This window comes from Meiothermus sp., assembly GCF_026004115.1.
Classification (GTDB): Bacteria; Deinococcota; Deinococci; order Deinococcales; family Thermaceae; genus Meiothermus.
This window is the reverse complement of record NZ_BPIM01000001.1, coordinates 1,243,756-1,258,210: the sequence shown is the minus strand read 5'-3', so window position 1 is coordinate 1,258,210 and position 14,455 is coordinate 1,243,756. Positions and strand designations below refer to the sequence as shown.

The 14,455-nt window shown below is 63.9% G+C and carries 12 protein-coding genes; 9 read left to right on the top strand and 3 right to left on the bottom strand.

The window, feature by feature from the left end; genetic code table 11:
* The first annotated feature begins 23 nt into the window (after positions 1–23).
* From Q0X23_RS05955 to Q0X23_RS05920, 8 genes are all read left to right on the top strand, one after another.
* On the top strand, positions 24–599 hold the full coding sequence (locus Q0X23_RS05955; protein ID WP_297859453.1) for a chromate transporter: 576 nt from the start codon (positions 24–26) through the stop codon (positions 597–599).
* On the top strand, positions 592–1,119 hold the full coding sequence (locus tag Q0X23_RS05950) for a chromate transporter (protein WP_297859452.1): 528 nt from the start codon (positions 592–594) through the stop codon (positions 1,117–1,119). The genes Q0X23_RS05955 and Q0X23_RS05950 overlap by 8 nt, the downstream gene beginning before the upstream one ends.
* A gap of 371 nt (positions 1,120–1,490) precedes the next feature.
* Positions 1,491–3,113, top strand: coding sequence for a class I SAM-dependent DNA methyltransferase (locus Q0X23_RS05945; protein ID WP_297859451.1), 1,623 nt, complete (start codon positions 1,491–1,493; stop codon positions 3,111–3,113).
* The gene (locus tag Q0X23_RS05940; RefSeq protein WP_297859450.1) at positions 3,110–4,804 is read left to right on the top strand and encodes an ATP-binding protein; all 1,695 of its coding nucleotides are present in this window, start codon (positions 3,110–3,112) and stop codon (positions 4,802–4,804) included. The genes Q0X23_RS05945 and Q0X23_RS05940 overlap by 4 nt, the downstream gene beginning before the upstream one ends.
* Before the next feature lie 225 nt (positions 4,805–5,029).
* A complete protein-coding gene (locus Q0X23_RS05935; RefSeq protein ID WP_297859449.1) occupies positions 5,030–6,199 on the top strand; it encodes a Fic family protein in 1,170 nt (389 codons plus the stop codon).
* An 81-nt stretch (positions 6,200–6,280) separates the two neighbouring features.
* On the top strand, positions 6,281–7,612 hold the full coding sequence (locus tag Q0X23_RS05930; protein ID WP_297859448.1) for a restriction endonuclease subunit S: 1,332 nt from the start codon (positions 6,281–6,283) through the stop codon (positions 7,610–7,612).
* The gene (locus Q0X23_RS05925) at positions 7,609–8,505 is read left to right on the top strand and encodes a DUF3800 domain-containing protein (protein WP_297859447.1); all 897 of its coding nucleotides are present in this window, start codon (positions 7,609–7,611) and stop codon (positions 8,503–8,505) included. Before Q0X23_RS05930 ends, Q0X23_RS05925 begins: the two co-directional genes overlap by 4 nt.
* A gap of 2 nt (positions 8,506–8,507) precedes the next feature.
* A complete protein-coding gene (locus Q0X23_RS05920) occupies positions 8,508–11,648 on the top strand; it encodes a type I restriction endonuclease subunit R (protein WP_297859446.1) in 3,141 nt (1,046 codons plus the stop codon).
* Between the two features lie 261 nt (positions 11,649–11,909).
* Here Q0X23_RS05920 and Q0X23_RS05915 read toward each other — a convergent pair whose 3' ends face one another.
* Positions 11,910–12,872, bottom strand: coding sequence for a GNAT family N-acetyltransferase (locus Q0X23_RS05915; protein ID WP_297859445.1), 963 nt, complete (start codon positions 12,870–12,872; stop codon positions 11,910–11,912).
* Positions 12,873–12,900: 28 nt separating this feature from the next.
* On the opposite strand from Q0X23_RS05915, the gene Q0X23_RS05910 reads away from it, so the two are divergent.
* On the top strand, positions 12,901–13,098 hold the full coding sequence (locus tag Q0X23_RS05910; RefSeq protein ID WP_297859444.1) for a hypothetical protein: 198 nt from the start codon (positions 12,901–12,903) through the stop codon (positions 13,096–13,098).
* On the opposite strand, the gene Q0X23_RS05905 is transcribed toward Q0X23_RS05910, so the two are convergent.
* Both Q0X23_RS05905 and Q0X23_RS05900 read right to left on the bottom strand, forming a co-directional pair.
* The gene (locus tag Q0X23_RS05905; RefSeq protein ID WP_297859443.1) at positions 13,070–14,017 is read right to left on the bottom strand and encodes a GNAT family N-acetyltransferase; all 948 of its coding nucleotides are present in this window, start codon (positions 14,015–14,017) and stop codon (positions 13,070–13,072) included. The genes Q0X23_RS05910 and Q0X23_RS05905 overlap by 29 nt on opposite strands.
* A complete protein-coding gene (locus Q0X23_RS05900; protein WP_297859442.1) occupies positions 14,014–14,325 on the bottom strand; it encodes a hypothetical protein in 312 nt (103 codons plus the stop codon). The genes Q0X23_RS05905 and Q0X23_RS05900 overlap by 4 nt, the downstream gene beginning before the upstream one ends.
* Positions 14,326–14,455 lie beyond the last annotated feature (130 nt).

The window sequence follows — 14,455 nt, the reverse complement described above, 5'->3', positions numbered from 1 at the left end:
CCGGACAGTGTATCATCCGGGGCATGAAAGTGCCCATTGGCCATCTTTTTTGGGCGTTTTTGCAGGTGGGCTTGGTGGCTTTTGGGGGCGGGGGCAATGCCCAGCTCTACCAGGCCCTGGTGCTCCGGCGGGGCTGGATGGCCGAGCGGGAGTTTCTGGAGACTACTGCACTGTGCCGCATCCTGCCGGGGCCTGTCTTTGCAAACACCGCGGCCCACCTGGGCATGCGCCTGGGGGGCGTGGTGGGGGGGGTGTTGGCCCTATTGGGCGTGCTGACCCCTGGCGCCCTGCTGATGCTGCTTCTGAGCCTCGCCTACTTCCGCTTTGGCGCGCTGCCGGGCTCGCTGGCCGAAAGCGCCCTGAACGGGGTGGCGGCTGCGGCCATTGGGCTCATTCTGGCCACCATGCTACGCCAGGCCCCCATTGCGCTGGATTCGCTCAAGGCAGTTTTGCTGTCCCTGGGGGTTTTTGCCACCTATGGTCTGCTGCACTGGCCGTTGCTCCTGGTGTTGCTCATGTTTGTGCCGGTGGGCATGGCCCTCTACTGGCCGGAGGCCGCCGAAGCCTGGCCCGGCTCGGAGGTGGAGCCCCGTGGCTGAAACCCTGGCGGTCTTCCTGGCCTTCTTGCGCTTTGGGGTGCTGAGCTTTGGCGGGGGGATGGCCAACCTGCCGGAGATGGCCCGGATCATTATCGGCAACGGCTGGGTCACGGGCCAGCAGTTTGCCGACGGCTTTGCCCTGGGGCAGTTTGTGCCGGGGCCCAACATGCTGGCGGTGCTGTTTTACGGCTTGAATGCCGCCGGTTTGCCGGGCGCATTGGCGGCCATGCTGGGCATGTTTTTGCCCGGTGCGCTGGGGGCCATGTGGCTGGTAAAAGGCTGGGACTGGATGGCCCGGGCGCGCTGGAGCCGGGCTTTGCGCAAGGCCCTGGTGCCCATCAGCATGGGCCTTAGCGCCAGCATGGTGCTGGTACTTGTGCAGCTAGGGGTAGAGGGGCTCGGCTGGTTTGCGTTGCTGGCCGCCGCCACGTTCCTGATTTACCGGGGGGTGAACGTGGTCTGGGTGATTGGTGGGGGTGCGGCACTGGGGCTGTTTGCAGCGCTTTTGCCGCTCAGGTAGCCCCCTCCACCGCTACCCGCAGTCCCGGTGAGCCGCAAACACACCACGCCGAAGGTAGAAGCCCGGCGCTCGAGCGCCGGATCCGCCTGGCCCTGAAGATGGGCTGCTGGTCAACTAAACAGCCGCTTGGGTAAAACCTGTGATAATGCAAATACAACTGTCTGGTACTCGAAAAAAGCAAGGGAGACGAACCTAAGCGCAGCGATCAAAAAGAAGGAGGTTTTTGGATGAGTAAAGCATGGTTGGTTTGTCGGCATTCGTCACTGCGGCATAACTACTTTTTGGCGGGGGTATATTCCGCAGGTGCGGTATAAATATTAGTTAGACGCCCCGGCCAACCGCCGCAGTGCAACGATCGAATGAGGTAGCCATTGGCAAAGCGAAAGAACAACACGAGCAGCTCGAACGCTACCGGCGCCGCCCTCGGTTACGAGGCCGAGCTCTGGAAGATGGCCGATGCCCTGCGCGGCTCGATGGATGCCGCCGAGTACAAGCACGTCGTGCTCGGCCTCATCTTCCTCAAGTACATTTCGGATGCCTTCGAGGAGCAGCACGCGAAGCTCGAGGCCGAACGTGCCCAGGGCGCGGATCCCGAAGACCCGGACGAGTACCGCGCCGAGAACATCTTCTGGGTGCCCCCCGAGGCGCGCTGGGCACACCTCAAAGCCCAGGCCAAGCAACCCACCATCGGCCAATTGGTGGACGATGCCATGGCCGGCATCGAGCGCGATAATCCGGCCTTGAAGGGGGTGCTACCCAAGGACTACGCCCGCCCCGCGCTGGACAAAACGCGGTTGGGCCAGCTCATTGACCTGATCAGCAACATCAAGGTGGGCGATGCCGAAGCCCGCGCCAAGGATGTGCTGGGGCGTGTCTACGAGTATTTCCTGTCGCAGTTTGCCAGCGCCGAGGGCAAGAAGGGCGGCGAGTTCTACACCCCGCGTTGCGTGGTAAAGCTGCTGGTGGAGATGCTCGAGCCCTACCGCGGCCGCGTCTACGACCCCTGCTGCGGCTCCTCGGGGATGTTCGTGCAGTCGATGGAGTTCATCCGCGCTCATGCCAATGGCAATGGCAACGGCGGCAAAGCCAAAGCCGACATCTCGATCTACGGGCAGGAGTCGAACTACACCACCTGGCGCCTCGCCAAGATGAACCTGGCCATCCGCGGCATTGAGGGCCAGATCGCCCACGGCGACACCTTCCACAACGACCGCTTCCCCGACCTCAAGGCCGACTTCATCCTGGCCAATCCCCCCTTCAACGTCTCAGACTGGGGCGGCGAACGCCTGCGCGACGACAAGCGCTGGAAGTACGGCGTGCCACCGGTGGGCAACGCCAACTTCGCCTGGGTGCAGCACATCGTGCACCACCTGGCACCCTTGGGCGTGGCGGGCTTCGTGCTGGCCAATGGCTCCATGTCCTCTCAGCAGTCCGGCGAGGGCGAGATCCGCAAGAACCTGATCGAGGCCGACCTGGTGGACTGCATGGTCGCGCTGCCGGGCCAGCTCTTCTACTCGACGCAGATTCCGGCGTGCCTCTGGTTCCTCGCGCGCGACAAGAAGAACGGACGCTTCCGCGACCGCCGCGGCCAGGTGCTCTTCATCGATGCCCGCAAGATGGGCCGCATGGTGGACCGCACCCACCGCGAGCTGACCGACGAGGACATCAAGAAGATCGCCGATACCTACCACGCCTGGCGCGGCACCGTAGGGGCAGGCCTTGTGCCTGCCCATCATGGGGCAACCGTTACATATTGTGACATCCCCGGATTCTGCAAATCCGCCACGCTGGACGACATCCGCAAACATAGCTACGTGCTCACACCCGGGCGCTACGTCGGCGCGGCAGAGCAGGAAGACGACGGCGAGCCGTTCGAGGAAAAGATGAAGCGCCTCGTCGCGCAACTGCGGGAACAGCAGGCGGAGGCCGCCAGGCTCGATACCGCGATCGAGGCCAACCTGGAGGCGCTGGGGTTTGGGAGCGAATCGTCATGAGCCCGGAGACGCTGCGCGCCCTCATCGCAGGCGGAGAGACCCTCGCGGTCGAATTCAAGGGCGAGGAACGCGCGCCGCTGGCCGACCGCCCGCTCATCGAAGCCGTCGCCTGCCTGGCCAATCGCGTCGGCCGCGAAGCCGCCTATCTGCTCGTCGGCGTGGAAGACGATGGCCGCATCACCGGCGCGCGGCCCCGGCATGGCGCGGCAACCGACTTGGCCCGCATCGCCGCGCTGATCGCCAACCGCACTCGGCCATCGCTGTCCGTGCGGATCGAAAGCGTGCAGCTCGATGGCCTGACCGTGCTCGCCATCGAAATTCCACCCGAGCCGCAACCCGTGGCGACCAGCGAAGGCGTCTTTCTGCGGCGCGTGCTGGGTGGCGACGGCAAACCTGCCTGCGTGCCGATGGACGGTTACGCCGTGCAGTCGTTGCAGGCCGACCGCGGGTTGCTCGACCCATCCGCGCAGATCGTCACCGAGGCGCGCTGGGAACATCTCGACCCGCTCGAGTTCGAGCGCTTTCGCCGCAGCGTGCGCGAGCGGCGCGGGCGCAGCGACGAATCCCTCCTCGATCTGCCCGATCTGGAACTGGCCAAGGCGCTCGGCGTGGTGGAGGCCAACGGCGTCGTGCGCGGGGTTCGGCTGGCGGCGCTGCTGCTCTTCGGCAAGGAGGATGCCCTGCGCCGTTTCGTTCCCAGTCACGAAGTCGCTTTCCAGGTGCTGCGCAGGCTGGAGGTCGAAGTCAACGACTTCTTCCGCTGGCCGCTCTTGCGGGTGATGGAAGAAATCGAGGCACGCATCCGCGCCCGCAACCGCGAACAGGAATTGATGGTGGGGCTGCTGCGCGTGGGCGTGCCCGACTACCCGGAACGCGCGTTGCGCGAGGCGCTGGCCAACGCGCTGATCCACCGCGACTACCAACGCCTCGGCGCCGTGCACTTCCAGTGGCAGACCGACCAGATCGAGATTACCAGCCCCGGCGGCTTTCCCGAGGGCGTGCGGCTCGACAACCTGCTCGTCACCGCGCCGCGCCCCAGGAACCCTCTGCTGGCCGATGCCTTCAAGCGCGCCGGCATCGTCGAGCGCACCGCGCGTGGCATCGACACCATCTTCTTTGAGCAACTGCGCAACGGCCGTCCGGCCCCCTCCTATGCGCACAGCAACGACGCCACGGTCAGCGTCGTCATCCCCGGCGGCGCGGCCAACCTCGACTTCGTGCGCCTGCTGGTGACCGAAGCGCAACAGGGGCGCGACCTCGCGCTCGACGAGCTGCTCATCCTCAACAGCCTGTGGCAGACACGCAGCCTCACCACGGACGAAGCGGCCCACCTCGTGCAAAAGCCGGAGACCGACACGCGCGCCGCGCTGCACCGCCTGGTCGAAGCCGGGCTCGTCGAAGAGCGCGGGCAGAAAAAAGGCCGCACCTGGCACCTCTCCGCCGCGACCTACCGGCTGCTTGGCGACAAGGCGGGCTATGTGCGCAGCCGCGGCTTTGAACCCCTGCAACAGGAGCAGATGGTGCTGCAATACGTGGACAAGCACGGGCGCATCACTCGGCGCGAGGCGGCGGAGCTGTGCCGGATCACCGGCCCGCAAGCCTACCGATTGCTAGACCGGCTCGCAGAACGAGGAGTGATCGAGCGTGAAGGCGAGCGGGGACGCAGCGTTGCCTATCGGAAACCCCAGTAACGAACACTAAATGCACGGCAATGCACGGGAAATGCACGCGTGCATTTATTTGCGCGGCGCGTGCATTTCGTCTGGCGAGCGCTTTGGAGCCCGTGGTTCGGGCGCCGCATGGGAGGGCGATCGAGGCCAACCTGGAGGCGCTGGGGTTCTCAACGGAACGTTGACTATGCCCGGAGTAAGTCAGCAAAATAAACGTAACGTTTACCAAGCAGTCAACTTCGGGCCATGAGCAACGCAAGTGAAAATAAGCCAGACCGTGCCGGGCGCTACCTCCGCCAGCCGACGGGCTATCGGGCCTTCATCCCGGCACCGCTGCCGCCTAACCCGCCGCTCGATTTCGGTGGGGCCTTGCGCGAGGCGCTCTCGGCCGCCGACCATGCCCTCGGCCGTCTCGATGGTGCGGTGCTCACGCTGCCCAACCCCGATCTGTTCGTCTTCATGTATGTGCGCAAGGAGGCGGTGCTCTCCAGCCAGATCGAGGGTACCCAGTCCTCGCTGCAAAACCTGCTGGCCGCCGAGGCGCAGCTCTTCGACCCCGACACCCCCAAGGACGTGAACGAGGTCGCCAACTACGTGCGGGCAATGAACCTGGGGCTGGCGCGGCTGGCCGAGCTGCCTGTCTCGGTGCGGCTGATCCGCGAAATCCACGCCGAACTGATGCGCGGCGTGCGCGGCGGAAGACTTGCGCCCGGCGAGCTGCGCACAAGCCAAAACTGGATCGGCCCCGCGGGCTGCACCCTGAACACCGCCCGCTTCTTACCCCCGCCGCCGCACGAAGTGCCGCCAGCCCTCGCCGATCTGGAAAAGTTCCTCCACGACGGCGCCGGCCTGCCGCCGCTGGTGCAAGTGGGGCTCGCCCACGCCCAGTTCGAGACCATCCACCCGTTTCTGGATGGCAACGGAAGGATTGGCCGACTGCTCATCGCCTTCCTGCTCGTCGAAAAGCGGCTGCTGGCCAAGCCCGTGCTGTATCTGTCGCACTACTTCAAGCAACATCGCGCCGAATACTACGAACGCCTGCAAGCCGTGCGCGACGCGGGCGACTGGGAGGGGTGGCTCGGCTTTTTTCTCAAGGGGGTCGAGGTCGTCAGCCGTGAGGCGACGGCCACCGCCGCGGCCATCCTGCGCATGCGCGAGGACTACCGCGCGAAGATCACCGAGCACCTGGGCCGCGCCGCCGCCAACGGCCAGCGCGTGATGGACCGCCTGTTCGAGCATCCCATCGTCAGTGTCGCCACCGTGCGCGAGTGGCTCGGCATCACCCCGGCCGGGGCCAACCAGATCGTCGCGCGCCTCGAAGGCATCGGCTTGTTGCGCGAGATCACCGGCTACGCCCGCAACCGGCGCTTTCGCTTCGACCCCTACCTGCGGCTGTTCGAGGAGGCGGCGGAATGAAAAACTCGGCGCTGGCGAGACGGCAGGGTGGGGGCGCGTGGAGGGATGGGGCGATGGAGGCTGATTTGAAGGAGGTTGGGGATGGGGGGTGAGTGGCGGGAAGTACCGTTTTCAAACGTAATCGACTTCCAGGAGGGCCCCGGGATTCTTGCGAAAGACTTCCGTGACGAGGGCGTCCCGCTTGTAAGACTATCAGGTCTTGATCGCGGCAGTTCTGTCCTGGCTGGGTGCAATTATCTCGATCCCGAGATGGTGGCGAGGAAATGGTCACATTTTGCACTGGCGAAGGGCGACATCCTGCTCAGCACATCGGCTTCACTGGGGCGAATTGCGGTCGTTGGCGACGATGGCGTGGGCGCCATCCCGTATACAGGGATCATCCGGATGCGTCCGCGCGATGCCAGCATCGTCGCGCCGTTCATTCGGTACTTACTCGAAGGTCCCGACTTTCAGCAGCAGGCTGAGGTAGTTGGCGCTGGCAGTGTGATCAGGCATTTCGGGCCGACGCATCTTCGGCAAATGACTGTCCGACTTCCGCCGCCGGACGAACAACGCGCCATCGCCCACATCCTTGGCACGCTGGACGACAAGATCGAACTCAACCGCAAGCAAAACGAAACGCTGGAGGCGATGGCCCGCGCCTTGTTCCGCGCGTGGTTCGTGGACTTCGAGCCCGTGCGCGCCAAGCTGGAAGGCCGCTGGCAGCGCGGCCAGTCCCTGCCGGGCCTGCCCGCCCACCTCTACGACCTCTTCCCCGACCGCCTCGTCGAATCGGAACTGGGCGAGATTCCGGAGGGGTGGGAAATGCAGCCGCTCAGTGAGGTTCTAACGATCATTGGCGGAGGAACGCCGAAGACATCTGTTAAGGAGTATTGGGACGGGGACATCCCTTGGTTCTCGGTAGTCGATACACCCGCTGCGAGCGACGTATTCGTCGTATCCACAGAGAAAACGATCACAAGCCAAGGCTTGGCTGGAAGTTCTGCGCGATTGATCCCGAAGGGCACAACGATCATTTCTGCACGTGGTACCGTCGGCAATCTTGCCATCGCAGGCCGAGAAATGACGTTTAACCAGTCTTGCTATGGCCTGCGCGGGACCGGCTATGCAGGTGATTATTTCGTATACCTGACTGCGCAACGGATGATCGATCAACTCAAGTCGATGGCGCATGGTTCGGTATTTTCGACAATCACGCGCCAGACATTCGAGGCAATCCAGCGCCCAGTGCCTCAGCCTGCTGTCCTTACCGCGTTTGAAGGACTGGTTGCAGCATGGTTTGAAGCTATTTTGGCGAATGTTGAGCAATCCCGCACCCTTGCCACCCTGCGCGACACCCTGCTGCCCAAGCTCATCTCCGGCGAGGTGCGGGTTAAGGATGCGGAACGGTTTTTGGAGGAAAGAGGGTTGTGAATAGCCAAAGCATTACGCATGTTGGTTTCAGCGACGAGTCCAACTGGAACACGGGGCGCTTTAGAAGCCTGGGATTGGTAACGGTGCTGGTTGATGCCTTAGAAGATCTTAACAACGAGTTAAAGGGTCTTCTCACAGAATCAGGTATTAGCGAGTTCAAATGGGAGAAGCTACGCCAGGCGAGAGAGCGGATCGGCGCCCAAAAGATGTGTGAGTTCACGATAAAACATGCGCTTGATCGAAGACTCCGGGTAGATATCCTGATATGGGATATCCAAGATAGCCGGCACGATATACCCGGCCGGGACGATATCGCCAACCTTCAACGGATGTACTACCACCTCTTTCGCAACGTGCTGCGGAGCCGGTGGCCACACGGTGCAGTGTGGCGGCTTCATCCTGACGAGCACACGGCGATGGACTGGAGCACTGTTCAGGACTGCCTTGAAAATGTTGCTGATCGCCTGGAAATCGAACGCTCGCTTTTCAACGAGGGTCAGTTTCGTGTCAGACTCCGCCGCGATTTCGGCTTGGAAGAGATACGGTCGGCCTTGTCTCATGAACAACCACTGCTTCAGTTAGCCGACCTTTTCGCCGGGATGGCAGTCTTCTCCAGAACCCAGTTCGATGCTTATCAAGCGTGGCTGACGGCGAAGTCGCCGCAATCTGGGCTTTTCGACGATCAGAACGAGGCACCGGACGCGTCGCGTAGTTCAAGTGAGCGATTTTCTGTGTTGCAACATCTCGACGCGAGGTGCAAGAAGCACAAACTTGGGGTGAGCCTAAAGAGAAAACAGGGGCTGTGGACGCCCGACCCGCAGAGGCCGATCAACTTCTGGATCTATGAGGCTCAGCATCCAGAAGACAAGGCGCCGCAAAAGAGGAAGGAATGAGTATGAATCCCTTCACCGAATCCACCGTCGAAGAAGCCGCCCTCGCTTGGTTGGAGGCCATCGGCTGGCGAATCGCCCACGGCCCCGACCTCGCGCCGGATGGTCCCGCGCCCGAGCGCACCGATTACGGCCAGGTGGTTCTCGAGCAACGCCTGCGCGATGCCCTGGTGCGGCTGAATCCCGACCTTCCAGCGGAGGCGCTGGAGGACGCCTTCCGCAAACTGACGCGGCCCGAGGGCGCCGACCTGATCCAGCGCAACCGCAACCTGCACCGGCTGATAGTGGACGGCGTGACGGTGGAGTACCGCGGCGCCGATGGACACGTCCGCGGTGCGCAGGCCAGGGTGATCGCTTTCGACGACCCCGAACGCAACGACTGGCTGGCGGTGAACCAGTTCACGGTCGTGGAGAACAAGCACACCCGCCGGCCCGACGTGGTGTTGTTCGTCAACGGCCTGCCGCTCGCGGTGCTGGAGCTGAAGAACGCGGCCGACGAAGACGCGACGATCTGGACCGCGTGGCAGCAACTCCGAACCTACCAGGCCGAGATTGCTTCTCTCTTTGCCACCAACGCGGTGCTGGTGATCTCCGACGGCGTGCAGGCGCGCGCCGGGACGCTCACGGCGGGGCGGGAGTGGTTCAAGCCCTGGCGCACGATTTCCGGCGAGACGCTGGCCGACGCCCACGTCCCGGAGTTGCAGGTGGTTACGGAGGGACTGCTCGCGCCGCGGCGCTTCCTCGATCTGGTACGCGACTTCATCGTCTTCGAGGACGACGGCAGCGGGCGCATCGCCAAGAAGATGGCCGGCTACCACCAGTTCCACGCCGTCCAGGTGGCCGTGGCGGAGACGCTGCGCGCGGCGGAGCTGGCGCGGGGCGACCGCGTGGCGGAGGCCGGCGGCCGCTACGAGGCGGGCCGCAAGCCTGGAGGCATGCCCGGAGACCGGCGCATCGGCGTGGTCTGGCACACGCAGGGCTCGGGCAAGAGCCTGACGATGGCCTTCTACGCCGGCCGGATCGTCCGCGAGCCGGCGATGGAGAACCCGACGGTCGTGGTGCTGACGGACCGAAACGATCTCGACAATCAGCTCTTCGGCACCTTCTCGCGCTGCAAGGATCTACTGCGCCAGCCGCCGGTGCAGGCCGAGAGCCGCGCGCACTTGCGCGAGCTGCTGTTGGTGGCCGCGGGCGGCGTGGTGTTCACGACCATCCACAAGTTCTTTCCGGAAGAAAAGGGCGACCGACACCCGACTCTCTCCGAACGGCGCAACATCGTGGTGATTGCCGACGAGGCGCACCGCAGCCAGTACGACTTTATTGATGGCTTCGCGCGCCATATGCGCGACGCGCTGCCGCACGCCTCGTTCATCGGCTTCACGGGCACGCCGATCGAACTGGCGGACGCGAACACCCGCGCCGTGTTCGGCGATTACATCAGTGTTTACGACATCCAGCGCGCCGTGCTGGACGGCGCCACAGTGCCAATCTACTACGAGAGCCGCTTGGCCAAGCTCGCGCTTGACGAATCCGAGCGACCCCGGATCGACCCGGAGTTCGAGGAGGCCACCGAAGGCGAGGAGGTCGAACGCAAGGAAAAGCTCAAGACCAAGTGGGCGCAGCTCGAAGCGGTGGTCGGCGCCGAGAAGCGCCTCGAGCTCGTGGCCCGGGACATCCTCGAGCACTTCGAGCGGCGGCTCGAGGCGATGGATGGCAAGGCGATGGTCGTCTGCATGAGCCGGCGTATCTGCGTGGAACTCTATCGCGAGATCGTGAAGCTCAGGCCCGGCTGGCACGATGACGACGACGGGCGCGGGAGCGTCAAGGTCGTCATGACCGGCTCGGCCTCGGACCCGGCGGACTGGCAGCCGCACATCCGCAACAAGCCCCGCCGCGAGGCGCTGGCCAACCGCTTCCGCGACCCCAACGACGCCTTCAGGCTCGTCATCGTGCGCGACATGTGGCTCACCGGCTTCGACGCACCGTCGCTGCATACCATGTACGTCGACAAGCCCATGCGCGGCCACGGCCTGATGCAGGCGATTGCGCGGGTCAACCGCGTGTTCAAGGACAAGCCCGGCGGGCTGGTGGTCGACTATCTGGGGCTCGCGCACGAGCTGAAGGCGGCGCTCGCCACCTACACCGAGAGCGGCGGCACCGGGCGCACCGCGCTCGACCAGGACGAGGCCGTGGCAGTGATGCTCGAGAAGTATGAGGTCTGCTGCGGCCTCTTCCACGGATTCGACCGGGGAAAGTGGGTGAGCGGCACGCCCCAGGAGCGGCTGACGCTCCTCCCCGCCGCGCAGGAGCACATCCTTTGCCAGGAGAACGGCAAGGACCGGTGCGTACGCGCCGTGCGCGAGCTGTCGCAGGCGTTCGCGCTAGCCGTGCCGCACGACGAGGCGCTCCGCATTCGCTACGACGTGGCCTTCTTCCAGGCCGTGGCCGCGGTGCTCGCCAAGCGCGCGCCCGGCGAGGCGCGGCCGGAAGAAGAGATCGACGACGCGGTGCGGAGAATCATCTCCCGCGCCGTGGCGCCCGAGGGTGTCGTCGACATCTTCGCGGCGGCCGGCCTGGCGAAGCCGGACATCTCGATTCTCTCGGATGAGTTCCTGGCCGAGGTGCGCGGGATGCCCCAGCGCAACCTCGCGGTGGAGCTGCTGCAGAAGCTGCTGAAGGGCGAGCTCGCCACCTGGCGGCGCAAGAACCTCGTCCAGGCCCGCTCGTTCGCCGAGATGCTGGAGCAGACGATCCGCCGCTATCAGAATCGAGCGATCGAGGCGGCGCAGGTGATCGAGGAACTCATCGCCCTGGCTCGCGAGATGCGTGAGGCCAACGCCCGCGGCGAGAAGCTGAACCTGAGCGAGGAGGAGTTGGCGTTCTACGACGCGCTCGAGACCAACGACAGCGCCGTGAAGGTGCTGGGCGACGAGACGCTGCGCACGATCGCACGGGAGCTGGTAGAGACGGTCCGCAACAATGTGACGATCGACTGGAACCTTCGCGAGAACGTGCGGGCTCAGCTTCGCGTGCTCGTCAAGCGCATCCTGCGCAAGTACGGTTACCCGCCCGACAAGCAGGAGAAGGCGACGCAGACGGTGCTGGAACAGGCCGCGCTCCTGTCTGCGGAATGGGCGGCCGCATAAATGGGGCGTCTAACAACACAAATCACCCGCGCACATCCCAGACTGTTCGCCTTTGTTGCCTTTTGAGCGCTGCTGGTGCGATGTTTTCGCTCGAGAGCTTGCTACAAGCGGCCTCGGCAGCCTTGCTTTTCTTGGCAGCTTCCAAAGCGAAGCGCGGCGCGGCCTGGTTTGGGGTTGGTGGGGTTCGGTGGGCCTTATTGTGTTTCCCACATGTACTTGGCACAGCAACCCACGCAGTACCGAGTATTCGTGGGGACCGCTCTAACCCTCCTTCAAAACCTTGACCAGGTCGATCCAGGCGGGCTGCTTCACAAAACCCAGCGCTTCGTTGATGGAGAGCATGGCGCGGTTGTTCGACTCGTTGCCGGTGCGAATCTCCCTGGCTCCGTAGGCCTGGGCAAAGCGGATGCCCTTCAGCTTGAGGGCCAGGGCCAGCCCTTTGCGCCGGTAGGCCCGGCGGGTGCCGGTGAGGCCGGTGTGCAGGTAGTCGCTGTCGGTTTTCCAGAGGGTGGAGAGGGCTACGTACTGGCCGGTGTGCTGGTCTACGGCCACAAAATGCCCTTCCGGCAGGTAGTAGCGGCTATCGAACACCCATTTGCAGTAGTCCTCGAAGCTCACCTCGCTTATTTCCTCCGGGCGTGGCACGTCCAGGCGGGCCTCGAGCCAGAGGTCGTAGAGCTTTTGCTTGTAGGCTGGGTCGCTCTCGAGCTCCTTCATGCTCCGAAGCTCGAAACCCGCAGCTTCCACAGCTTCAATCTTGCCGGCCCAGGGGCCAAAGTCGAAGCGCTTTACGTCCAGCCGCGACTCCCAGTAGCGCATCTTCTCGGCAAAGCCCAGTTTTTTGAGCCAGGCCAGGGCGTGGGGCTGGTCTTCGCGGGTGCTGCTCAGGATCGAGATGGGGTTGTGGGGTTCAATCGCTCCCAGAACCCGCCGGTACAGCGCTTTGCCGATGCCCTGGCTGCGGAAAGCTGGCTTTACCGTGACCCAGGCCGCGAACTTTTGTGGGTGGTACATGCCCTCGAACTGGCTGTACTCGCCCACCCCCACCATCTGGTGCTCAACCTCGGCCACAAAGCGACCCCACCGGATCTCAGGGGCGTGCTTATCGTGTTCGCGCAGCCCGGCTTCGGTGTGCACTTCGTCGGGCCAGGCGGCCATCAGCACCGCGGCAATGGCGGGGTAGTCGCGCTCCTCAAAAGGTCGAATGTTCAGGTTCGGTACCATACGCTGCTCCTGATGCTAAGCTAAGCCTGTGAGCCAAAAGATTCGCCAGAAGTTGGCTGCCATCGTGACCACGGTGGTATTTGGTTTTATCCTGTGGAAACTGCTCGAGCGCACTTTCGTACTAATCTGGGTCAACACCCCCTGGTGGGGGGCCCTGCTCATGCTGATTGTGCTATTTCTGATCATCGATTACACCATTAGCCGGGCCTTTGGGGTACGGGACTGAGGCGCAAGAACACCGCTGCCGGCTCCTTCACAAACCCCAGGGCCTCGTTGATGGCCAGCATGGGGCGGTTGATCTGGTGGTTGGAGGTGCGGATGTAGCGCACCCCGTAGGTTCGGGCAAACTCGATGGCCCGCAGCTTGAGGGCCAGCGCAAGGCCCTGGCGGCGGTGGCTGGCCCGTACCCCGGTAAGCCCCGTGCGCAGGGTTTGGGGGCGGTGGGATCTGAACAGCGTGGTAACCCCCACCATCTTTGGGCCTTCCAGCGCCAGGAAATACCCCTCGGGCAGCAGGTTGGGGTCGCCCAGGGTGCGCGCCTGCCAGACTTCGAAGGGCCAGGGGGTGATGGGCTCGCGGCTGGGCACATCCCCGAGCAATTCAATCTCCAGTTCGTATAAAGCTTGCAGGAAGGCCTCTTCCTGCCAGGGCAACTCGCTCAGAGGCCGTAGGGCGATACCCGGAGGTAAGGGGCGGACAAAAGGGGTGGGGTCGAAGCTTTGTAAATCCAGCACCGACTCCCAGCGCCGCTCCACTTCGGCAAAGCCCTGGGTCAGCAAGAAGCGGTACTCCGGCCAGTTTTCCCGCACCTGGGCCTGGAGCTCCCGAGGCTGGTGGGGGGCCAGTTGGGCCAGTAAAAATTCCCAAAGCGGCGCTTCGAGGGCCTGGGCGTCGGGGTGCAGGTGGTAGCGTATCTCGAGGGCCCCCGGTTTGGGGTCGTAGTAGGGGGTGGCGTACTCCAGTATCCCTACGATTTGTCCGGCTTGCTCGAGCAAAAAGCGTTCCATTACGTCGTTTTGGGCCCGGGTGCGATCCAGGTGCTGCAATCCGGCAATGTCCAGCGGCGCCTCGGGGTGGGCGGCCTCGCGCACGGCGGCAAAAGCCTGGTAGTCGGCTTCGGAAAAGTCGAAGGGGCGGATATTCATAGCAAGCTCTCCTCCACAGGGGTGAACGGCGTAGCATTCTCACGGGCAATCTGCCTGACCCTGCGCAACACCTCAGAGCCCTGGGGATGCAAGCCCAGGTGCCCAAAAGTGCGGCCCTGTGCCTGGCCGGACTCGAGCAGCTTCTTGACGGTCTGGCGGCGGGGGGGCTTGCGGGCCTTGCGGTGGGCGCGGTCGGCGAAATATTCCTGGCTACTGGCTTCGTCGGAAAGCCGGTCGGAACCGGGGGCTTCCAGTTCTTCCTCGAGCCAGGAGGTGGCCGGGGGCCGGTTGGGGTTGTTGACAGACATTAGAACCTCAGCAATACCAATCAACGGGGGCTTGGGGTGGGATAGAGAACGGGTTGGGTTTTGAATCATTGTCATCGCACAATCCTTTCGTAAAACCACAAGAAAGCTGGGGGCTTTAGGTTTGCCCCCA